The 8,660-nt window shown below is 40.0% G+C and carries 11 protein-coding genes; all 11 read left to right on the top strand.

What is annotated here, in order from left to right:
- The first annotated feature begins 119 nt into the window (after positions 1-119).
- The 11 genes from DW904_RS22100 to DW904_RS22045 all read left to right on the top strand — a co-directional run bounded on the left by DW904_RS22100 (position 120) and on the right by DW904_RS22045 (position 8,562).
- Complete coding sequence (locus DW904_RS22100; RefSeq protein WP_118584271.1) at positions 120-1,316, top strand: DNA polymerase IV; 1,197 nt, start codon at positions 120-122, stop codon at positions 1,314-1,316.
- Positions 1,317-1,323: 7 nt separating this feature from the next.
- Positions 1,324-1,569, top strand: coding sequence for a hypothetical protein (locus DW904_RS22095; RefSeq protein ID WP_118584270.1), 246 nt, complete (start codon positions 1,324-1,326; stop codon positions 1,567-1,569).
- Positions 1,570-2,156: 587 nt separating this feature from the next.
- Positions 2,157-2,279 carry a hypothetical protein gene (locus tag DW904_RS24730; protein WP_264295764.1) on the top strand — a complete coding sequence of 41 codons (123 nt, stop codon included), beginning with the start codon at positions 2,157-2,159 and terminating at the stop codon, positions 2,277-2,279.
- Positions 2,269-2,676, top strand: a complete 408-nt coding sequence (locus tag DW904_RS22080; protein WP_118584267.1) for a hypothetical protein — start codon at positions 2,269-2,271, stop codon at positions 2,674-2,676. The genes DW904_RS24730 and DW904_RS22080 overlap by 11 nt, the downstream gene beginning before the upstream one ends.
- An 18-nt stretch (positions 2,677-2,694) precedes the next feature.
- Positions 2,695-3,390, top strand: coding sequence for a Cas9 inhibitor AcrIIA9 family protein (locus DW904_RS22075; protein WP_118584266.1), 696 nt, complete (start codon positions 2,695-2,697; stop codon positions 3,388-3,390).
- A gap of 2 nt (positions 3,391-3,392) precedes the next feature.
- Complete coding sequence (locus tag DW904_RS22070; protein WP_118584265.1) at positions 3,393-3,920, top strand: hypothetical protein; 528 nt, start codon at positions 3,393-3,395, stop codon at positions 3,918-3,920.
- A gap of 53 nt (positions 3,921-3,973) precedes the next feature.
- Positions 3,974-4,942, top strand: coding sequence for a DUF5688 family protein (locus DW904_RS22065; RefSeq protein WP_147422367.1), 969 nt, complete (start codon positions 3,974-3,976; stop codon positions 4,940-4,942).
- Between the two features lie 82 nt (positions 4,943-5,024).
- Positions 5,025-6,026 carry a DUF5688 family protein gene (locus DW904_RS22060; RefSeq protein WP_118584263.1) on the top strand — a complete coding sequence of 334 codons (1,002 nt, stop codon included), beginning with the start codon at positions 5,025-5,027 and terminating at the stop codon, positions 6,024-6,026.
- A 46-nt stretch (positions 6,027-6,072) separates the two neighbouring features.
- Complete coding sequence (locus DW904_RS22055) at positions 6,073-7,053, top strand: DUF5688 family protein (protein WP_118584262.1); 981 nt, start codon at positions 6,073-6,075, stop codon at positions 7,051-7,053.
- Between the two features lie 62 nt (positions 7,054-7,115).
- Positions 7,116-8,249: a hypothetical protein gene (locus DW904_RS22050; RefSeq protein ID WP_118584261.1), complete on the top strand. Its 1,134-nt coding sequence runs from the start codon at positions 7,116-7,118 to the stop codon at positions 8,247-8,249.
- A 25-nt stretch (positions 8,250-8,274) separates the two neighbouring features.
- Positions 8,275-8,562 (top strand): hypothetical protein, encoded by a 288-nt coding sequence (locus DW904_RS22045; RefSeq protein WP_118584260.1) that lies wholly within the window; start codon positions 8,275-8,277, stop codon positions 8,560-8,562.
- The last annotated feature ends 98 nt before the right edge of the window (positions 8,563-8,660 follow it).

Below are 8,660 nucleotides of genomic sequence, written 5' to 3'. Positions count from 1 at the left end.
TTGTGGCAGCAATAGGCTTTATAAGGCTTGAGCCGTATGATGGGAAACTATCACGTACGGTTCTTAGGGGAGGGAAGGACAGTAATGCTCTTCTCTTACCCGACTATGCCAGCGTGGAAATGTTATACCACCCGGAGTATGCCGGGCATCCCCTTACAGTAGGCGGGGATCCGGAAGCCAGGCATGGGATTATCTTGACAGCCAATTATACAGCAAAGAAAAAAGGGGTGAAGACCGGAATGGCGCTCTGGCAGGCAAAAATGGCATGCCCGGATCTTATTATTGTACCGCCACGGATGGATCTGTATCTGAAGTTTTCTTCTATGCTAAGGGAAATCTATGGAGAGTACACGGATCTGGTCGAACCGTATGGATGTGATGAAGCCTGGTTAGACGTTACAGACAGTGCGATTTTAAAAGGGGATGGAAGAAAAATAGCAGAGGAAATCAGCTGGCGGGTGAAAAAGGAACTGGGAATTACAGTTAGCATCGGTATTTCCTGGAATAAGATCTTCGCAAAGCTGGGAAGTGATTATAAAAAGCCTGATGGGATTACAGCGTTTTCAAAGGGAAATTATAAAGAATTGCTCTGGAGACTTCCGGCTGCGGATCTTTTGTATGTCGGACGTTCTACCAGGAAGACTCTGGATCGTTATGGAATTAAAACAATTGGTGAGCTTGCTTTGTCGGATCCTGAGTTTTTAGAGCGTTTATTTGGAAAAATGGGCCTGGTTCTTTATTCTTTTGCAAATGGATGGGATGACTCTCCGGTATCGTCCCAAGGGTATGAGGCGCCTATGAAGTCTATTGGCAATAGTACGACTACGCCAAGAGACTTAGTAAACAACCTGGATGTGCAGATTGTATTGATGGCGTTATCAGAAAGTGTTGCAGCAAGGCTAAGGAAACATGGTTTTAAATGCAAGGTGGTGTCCATTACAATCCGGGACAGCGGGCTGTTTTCATTTTCCAGGCAAAAAAAGCTGGAGTGCCCTACGGATATTACAAATGAAATTATGGCTGCTGCCAACGCGCTTTTTATAGAACATTATAACTGGCAACATCCGATCAGAAGCCTTGGTATCCGCGCGGAAAAACTGGTACTGGCGGATATACCAGTACAGCTTGATTTGTTTATAAGCGAGGAACAACGGGAAAAGCAGGAAAAAATGGATCAGGCCGTGGATGAGATACGCAGAAGGTTTGGGTATTTCAGTATCCAAAAAGCGTTTGTGTACCAGGACAAAGCTCTGGCAAGCCTGGATGCGCAGAGTTCACATACGGTTCATCCGGTGGGATATTTTAATGGGAGGTAGTTGGTAAATGGAAAATGCAAAAGTATATGTAGAGGTTCTTGTGAATTTTGACAAGGATGGGACTATGAGCCCGGTGGAATTTATCTGGGAAGATGGAGAAAAATATCATGTGGACCGTGTCCTTGCAAGGGAACGTTGTGCAAGCCGAAAAGCAGGCGGAACCGGGATCCGTTATACGGTAATGGTGAATGGGAAAGAGAGCCACTTATATTATGAATTTGATAAGTGGTTTATGGAGAGACGCTGTTCCTAATAGATTGACTGAATACAGGACAACACACAATATATGGAAATATAACGTTGACACACACTATATATTGTGCTATTCTATAATCGAATTATCGTTTATGCATAGCACCCTATGCAGAAGAAGTTTTGTCCTGGCAAAATACCGGGAGCAATTATTTGAGACAATAGATCTGAGAAATATAGAAAGACATCAAAAACCTGGAATGGATTTTTGGTGTCTTTTTTTGTTGTCAAAAATTCAGAATCTAGGCAAAGGGAGCAAATACAAAAGGAAGGAGAAGAGGGATAATTCGAAAAAAATAGAAGCATGTCGGATGAGAAACATGGAACAGGAAAAGAAAGGAGGACATGCATAAATGGAAAATGCCGGGAACCGAAAAATGTTAGAACTATAAAGAAGGTGAGGGCATAAGAAATGAAGAGTATGCAGGCTATTATTGCCTGGTTCTGGCAATTGTCTGCGGACTAAATGCAGCGGAGGCCTGGAAAATCTATCAATATGGACCGGATCATCCGTTAAGTAAAAAAATTCTGAAGCATAAGATCAGGGATTCCTCCCTGAAAAAGCTGAAGAAAAAAGAGCAGGAAAAAATGATGAAAAAGCTGTTTCTGGAAGGATACAGTAAAAATGCAATTGCAGAAGCGTTTGAATGCTTACCGGAAACCGTAACGGCGAGAATCAAAAGAGCAGAGGAGGACATGAATGGAACATAGAAATATAAATACAGTTGGAACGATATTTAATGACTTTTTAGGCTTGTACACAGGAGAAAGACCTGTTGGAATCCATGAGCTGATCCAAAAATATGACAGGCATCCGGTCCTGATGGGATTGTTGTCTAATGTGGATTCTGTTATTTATGTGGATGTTAAAAAGGCCATGTATGAGATTTATCCATTTTACAAGAAATACAGACATCGTGCATTGGATGATAGTGTGTGGAAAAACATTGTTGAGAGTGCGGAGACCCTTGAAAAGAAGTGGAATGGAAACCTTTGGGTACGCCGGGTAATACTGAATCTGGTGAATGAGCTTGATAAGGAATCCCAGGAAGTGCAAAGAGCGGCAGCTGGAGGAAATGTAGAAAATCATGCATCCAAAGCGGCATAATGACGGGAGGAGCTTTATATGCTGGAAAAATTGGCGAAAAGCATAGAGGAAGTAAATGTCCTGGCAGAACATTACCGGACCTGTCAAAATGTAGCGGCAATTGAAAGCCTTGCAAAAGAATGTTTCATATCCAAAGAGGACACGGATGCATTTATAGCAGGAAAAAGCTGCTGTCTGTTGAAAGTTCCATTAATGGGGCAATCCGGTTCAGTAACCGAAAAACTGACAGAAGAAATGCTTCTTTTGCAGGATTCAGGGTATGCGACCGTGCTTGGCACGTATCTTTTAGACCTTGCCAGAAAAGATCCTGTTATGAAAGATGTGATCCTCCAGCCCCATAAGACGCTGAGACACTGTATCGAATATGTCCATGAAAAAGCATATGAGACGGCACTGGAGAAAGCAAAGAAAGAGGGAAAAACTGGTGTGGGGCAAAATGCTGGTATAGCGATTGGCTCTACAGAGGTATTTGCCTGGGTAATAGACTATTACCTGTTGGATGACCGTAAAGACATGGAGAAAAAAGCGCAGGAAGAAAAAGATACAATAAAGAAAGCCTGGGAAAGAGCGGAATCAATCAGGACATTGTCAGCAAAATCAAAAGATTCAGATACGAAGAAAGATGTTTCGGAAGATGCAAAGGTGGCAGCAAAGCCAGCAACGCAAAAGAAAGAAGAACCGGAGCAGCTTTCTTTATTTAATTTAGGAGCCTGAATATGATTGCATACAAAGGGTTTGAAAAAAATTTAAGTTGCAGGGGTTATCAATTTAAGCGATATGGGATCAATGAGACAACGGAAGCAAATTGCAGACAGAATGGATTCCATTGTGCGGAAAATCCGCTGGATTGTCTGGTCCACTATCCAAATTGGAAAAAATCCACTTACTTTATTGTGAAAGCATTTGGAGATCTGGATGAAGATGACCAGGATACGAAAATCTCATGCACCAAGATAGAACTGATAGAGGAATTGGATTTTCCAACGCTTTTGTTACGAGGGGCAGCGTATATGGCAATACATCCGGACCGCTCATGGTGTAGCCTGGTTTGTAAAGAAACTGGCACAGGGGAAAACGGGTTTGTAGTTGTACGTGGAAAAAACCCCAGAGCAAAAGGGCGGAAAAATGATCTTCTTATTTTTGTCCAGGAAGAACCAGATAGCAATGAGATCACCATTATAAATCAGATCTGTGTGGATGGCGCAAGATATAAGGAAGATCAATGGTACGGAATTGCAGATTGAAAATTGGATGCTGGATCAGCGGTCATAGAGAAACCGCAGAAAGGATTATTACGATGAAGTTAGGATATTTGGAATTTGTTGAGGTATTAAGTAAACAGCTTTTGAATGCTTTGAACTTACAGGAACAGCAAATATTTTTTAAAAAGAAAGCCATAGATAATAAGGACCGCTTGTTTGTGGAGACATTTGAAAATTTAAGTGGAAAGCAACTGTGCGGTATTGATGTGAAAGATTTATATGAGCGTTTTATGGAAGGAAGTTCAATGGAATCAATTTTTTATTCTGTACAGGAGGAAATTGAGAAACTAAAAACGGTTGGCATGTTAGAGGGCAAGATGACTCCTGACAGTTATCAAAAAATCAAAAAATACCTTTTTGTAAAACCTCTTAACAAGAAAAATCATTCGCTTGAGATGGAAGATGCAGTGCATGAGGATGTTGGCGATATCGCTTGTGTCCTGTATATGATGCGTAGTAACACGAACGAGTATTTTACAGGCATAAAGATAAAAAATAAGCATTTGGAACAATGGGAAATGACAAAAGAGGCTGTTATGGAAGAGGCATTTAAAAATACCTACCAGATGGCACCCCCTCTCCTTTATACAAATCATGGGAACGAATGGGGAGAACCCTTTATGGAGAATGGAGCATCCTGCTTATCGAAAAGTGACAGAGTTAGGGGAATTCAGCTTTCTACAAATGCTGAAGAATATGGAGCTGTTTCTGTATTTTATCCTGGCGTTCTTCAAAGACTGGCACAGCTTATGGCAAGTGATTTGTATATTATATTTACAAGCAGGAACGAAGGGGTAATTTACAGTGTAAATGAGAGTAATTTAGAAAATATTAAGGCTGAACTCAATGAAATGGTAATCGAGTATGGAAATGGTATGGTGTATGAAGACGATTTATTGTCAGAAGAACTCTACTACTATAGCAGAATCGAAGATAAGATTTCTGTATATATGGAAAAAGTAAAGGTTAGCTTTACTACGGTTAATTTAGCGGAAGAGCACTGATTATTGGAAAAGCAGGTAGGGCTGCACAATAGTTAAGTAAGCATTATGTGTATGAATCCTAATGAAAGGAAATGAAAATACTATGAGTGAAATTTTAAGTTATGAGAAGTTTATTGAAAACTTAAGAGGGTATCTGTTAGATGCTTTAAATCTGCAAGAAAAACAGATTTACTTTGAAGCAAAAGATGAAGAGGGAATGACTCCGAATGGAGACCGTTTATTTGTGGAATGTCGTGTAAGTTCAGAAGGGAAAGAAGTATGTGGAATTCATACAGAAGAATTATATGAGGATTATCTGGATGGTGTTTCGATAGATAAAATTGGAGATACTGTTACAGAAGAAATTAAAAAACTAAGTAAAGCAGGATTCTTCGAAAAAACAAAGAATGTAAATAATTATTCAAAAGTGAAGGAGGATCTTTTTATCCGTCTTTTGAATAAGAAAAAACATGAAAAGGCATTGGAAAATGCGGTGTATAAAGAGGTGGACGGCATAGCCTGTGTTCTGTATATGAAAGTGGGTCAGTGTAATGGCCGTATTTCGAGCATGAAAATCCGCAAAGATAGCCTGGTAGAATGGGGGCTGGATGAGAATGAGGTCTATGAAAATGCACTCTTAAATACCTATCTTCTTACACCACCAAGGATTTATCAGTGGGAACGTTTAGTTTTAAATCCTGATTATGATGGAGAGGACTTTATGGCCTATGGCTACGATAATTATGGAATGAGGTTGTGTGGCGAACGCGTAGGCTATTGTTTATCAACGGATAAGCGTACAAATGGAGCTGTGGCTGTTTTCTTGCCTGGAGTGGCACAAAAACTTTCAGAAATTTTGGATGATGATTTTTATATTGTATTTACAAGCATTCACGAAGCGATGATTCATCCGAAGAGCAAGTGTTATCCAGAAGGCTTGGAAAGAATCCTGAAAGAGACAATTGAAGATGCTACCCCAGACGAAGATTTTCTGGCAGATGAAATATATTACTATGACAGATGCACCAGGAAAATTGCAAAATGGGATAAGGTGGTATCAAGGGTAACCTTACCTGTCGGCCGTGTTGAACTTGTTCCGGTATGAGAATGTTCGGAAACATTTGAAGAATTATAAGAAAGGAAAACTTAGTATGCACGTAAATTTAACATACGAACAGTTTGTGCAGGAATTACGAAACTGGATCATAAAAGCTACTCATCTCCCAGAGGACTATGTTTTCTTTAAGAAAAAAGAGAAAACCGGAATAACCGCAAATGGGGATCGGTTATTTGTAGTCTGCGCTGAAACTGATTCTGGAAAAGACATCTGCGGGATTTTTGTGGAAGAACTTTATCAGGATTATGTAGAGGGGACTTCCATGGAAAACATAGAAGCAAGGGTGAAGTGTGATCTGGATAGAGTAGGAAATATGGAAAATACCAGATATCTGAATGATTATGAAAAAGTCAAGGAACATCTTTTTCTGGGGCTTTTGAACCTGGATCAGCACAGACATGAACTGAAAAATGCCGTATATAAAACAATGGGAGACATTGCAATCACGTTATATGTGCATGCAGGAACCTTGAAGAATGGGATTACATATTTGAAAGTCAGATCGGAATATTTGGAAGCATGGGGCCTGGAAAAAGACGATGTTTTACACGAGGCTCTTTTAAACAGTTATCGTATATTGCCTCCAAGAATCTATGATTTCAAAAAAATGATGTACACTCCGGGTTATGCTGGTGAGGACTTCCTGAATATGGATCCTTATTTTATTTCGGATAAGAAAAAGAAGGAGGGAATCTGTCTTAGCGTAAAAGGACTCTCAAATGGTGCTGTGGCAGTTCTGTATCCAGGCGTGATAAAGAAACTGGTGGAATTCATGGACGGGGGTTTTTATGTGGTATTTAGCAGTGTCCATGAAGCCCTGATATACAGTTCAAAACTTTGCAGCCTGGAAGAACTTGAGAATTTACTAAGAACTTCTAATGCAAGAATGACATTCCAAAAGGAGTTTTTAACGGATAAGGTCTATTATTACTGCAAGGAAGAGGATAAATTTATTATGCTTCGAGGCAGTATGAAAATGTTAGTTACAACAATCCGTATGGATGAGGAAAATTAAATGACAAGGAACGGGATACGGCAGGAATTTCCTGCCGTATCTGTCGTTAAGAGGAGATGAAAATGTCCGAGGAATACAAATACAATTTATTGACGCAGGAGCTGCTTCTTCAAGGATATACGACAGAAAACCATCCCGACTATGTTCGAATTGGAATCGGAAAGATGGGAAAATCCCCCCTTGAAAATTCGGATGGTGGATTTGTTTATACCGACGAGTATCTGGAAGAGAAAACTTTTATGTCCGGCTGTGGGCTGTATGTGAAATGGGAAAATTGTATAGACCGCTTGGAGTATATGAATGAGACATTTTGCTTTGAAAACGATAATGTGGCATTCCGATGCCCATGGCATAAGAAAGATTGTGAACGGAATCATCCATTATTAAAGGAAGATGAATTTTGCGTCTGCCATATGGTATCGGATTACCAGTATAAAAAAAGCGTGGAATATCTGAAAGAACAGGCAGACAGGAAAAAAGAAGAATTGTTTCAAAAATTTAAGGAACAGCATAAAAACCGAATTTGTAAGCTGCACATGTTCTATAACTACGACAAGCAGAAATGGAGCCTGCAGTATGATCCGATGAAGTGTATATGCGGTCCAGGAGATTACTGTACGCTGCGGGGCAGACCTCTTTCCGAAAAGACAGGGAATATCTACTATGATGTAAAGGTATCTACAATCCGAAAGGATGATACCTTTTTTACTGGGGAGCCTGTAGTGACGATCACAAGGGGAAAGAAATTTTTGCAGGGCAAGGTTCCGGTCGATATCTGTGAGGAAATTATAAAAAGAAACCAGGAGGATATTTTTGATAAGGAATGGCAGAATGGCTATTCTATGCAGGCATTGTATGATCCGGATTTGAAAGTGGAAATTTTGAACATTAGAGTTGCTGCACGATTGACGCGCGATACGGCACAGGATCTTGAGGATGAGAAAGCTGGAATAAATGTTGGATATGAGGCAGATTCTGTGAAAGCGAAGAAGAAGTGGAAACAGGAACGAAAAGAGAAACGCCTGGAGCAGGCAAAAAGAAAGCTTGTGAAAAAGGGCTGGGAGTCTCTGAACGATACGGAACAAAGATTTATGAAGAAGAGACTGTCTGCTGAACAGATTGAAGCGTTGCAACAGGAGTGGGTTACGGCAAATGAGCATAAGGATGAGGCTGAGCAGTTAACCCTGGATTTATAAAATAACTTCGGAAAGGACGAATGAAATGGAAAAACGAAAGCTTAAAAAAATGAAGGTATTGGAACCATCAAAGGAGATGGTTTTGGCGGCAGAAAGTGATATTCCAGTTATCGGGAATATGGCTTATGAGAAAATGAAGTATCCAATTGGTTTGTTCCTTCAGGCTGAAATGGACGAAAACATTTTAAAAATTGGTTTTTTCTTTACGGATATTTTAACTGCAGGTGGAAGACGACCTTTATATACCCTGTTCATCGATAAGGAAAAAGATAGCTTCCTTGGGTATGATTACCGGCTAAAGGCAACATCATAAACTTAAGAAAAAAATGGAAAGGAATCTGTTCGCAGGTTCCTTTCATTGTGTTAAAATATAGGCAGGGGTGTATATGATTAAATCTTATAAAACAAGAT

This window comes from Ruminococcus sp. AM42-11 (genome assembly GCF_003480145.1).
Classification (GTDB): domain Bacteria; phylum Bacillota; class Clostridia; order Lachnospirales; family Lachnospiraceae; genus Blautia_A; species Blautia_A faecis.
The sequence above is the reverse complement of the archived record's forward strand: the minus strand, read 5'-3'. Positions and strand labels throughout refer to the sequence as shown.